Origin of the sequence: Fusobacterium perfoetens ATCC 29250 (genome assembly GCF_000622245.1) — a bacterium.
GTDB lineage: Bacteria > Fusobacteriota > Fusobacteriia > Fusobacteriales > Fusobacteriaceae > Fusobacterium_B > Fusobacterium_B perfoetens.
Genome location: NZ_JHXW01000027.1, coordinates 1 through 1,226, shown reverse-complemented (window position 1 = coordinate 1,226; position 1,226 = coordinate 1). Strand labels below are relative to the sequence as shown.

Annotated in this window: 1 pseudogene; it reads right to left on the bottom strand. The window is 26.1% G+C overall.

Going from position 1 to position 1,226, the window contains the following annotated elements:
* A pseudogene (locus T364_RS11145) lies at positions 1 to 1,226 on the bottom strand (autotransporter domain-containing protein); the annotation flags it as partial.

Below are 1,226 nucleotides of genomic sequence, written 5' to 3'. Positions count from 1 at the left end.
AAATTGCAATTTCATCAAACATTGTTAAAGTTTTTCTAGAAATTTCAGTTGAATAAGAATAAGGTGTTCCTGCATAAATATCATTTAAGTATTTTGTAAACTCTGTTAAAGTTTTATCATCAGTTATATTAAATTCTTTAACTTGGTCAGTTATTCTCATACTTTGATATATTTTATTTAATTGATTATAATTAATATTATTAACATAAGGAATATCTGATACTGTTATTACTTGCACAGAATTAGCATTAATTTTTTTTATATTATGAAGAAGTGAAGTTGTATCAATAGTTATTTCTTTTAATGCTTCCTCATTTCCTTTCATAGTTTCATCTAATGAAGTATCTCCAAAATTAATAGTTTCTCCCTCTCCTATTCCATTAAGAGCAAGTAAAAGTTTTCCTCCCTCTGATGAAATAGTTCCTTTATTTCCAGAAAGAGCATGAGAGTTTCTATTTGTACTATCTATTCTTAATACTAAATTACCATTTTCTTGTATAGTAATATTATCTGCTCCTGTTACTTTAGCATCTTCAAAAAGTGTTACTTTAGTTCCTATGTTAATATTTTCAAATTCACTTATACTATGGAAAATATTAATATTTTTTTCTTCACTATCTTCACTAAATGTTGATACTCCATTAGAATTAAATGTTAAAGTATCCTCTCCATCTCCACCTAATAAATCTCCATTAATTTGAGTTTTATCATCTAAAGTTAAATTATCATTTCCCTTATCTAAATCAATATTTCCGTTGATTATTGTACCATTAGTTAAAGTTAAATTGTCAATATTATTACTTCCTTTGATAGTAGCACTTTTCCCATCTACTCCACCATTGATAATAGAATTATCTAGTGATAAATCTCCATCTACAAATAAAGTAGTTCCATAGCCATTAAGAATTAGGTTCTTAAAACTATTATCAGAAATTTTATAGTTAGTATTTCCATTCAATTTAGAATTAAGTTTTTCAATATTAATAGCTTGTTCATTTTTCAATTTTTCATAATCTTCATTTTTTTCCACTGTATTTATTATAAATTTATTATTTATTTCACCACCATCTTCTGCATCGACTGTTCCACCATCTCCTGCATTAACTGTTACATTATCAGTACCAGCCCCATTTATTAATAGTCCTTTTTGATTTATAATGGTTCCTCTATTTTTTATAGCTTCTGTACTTCCTGCTATTATTCCAAAGTTTCCTAGACTTTCTATT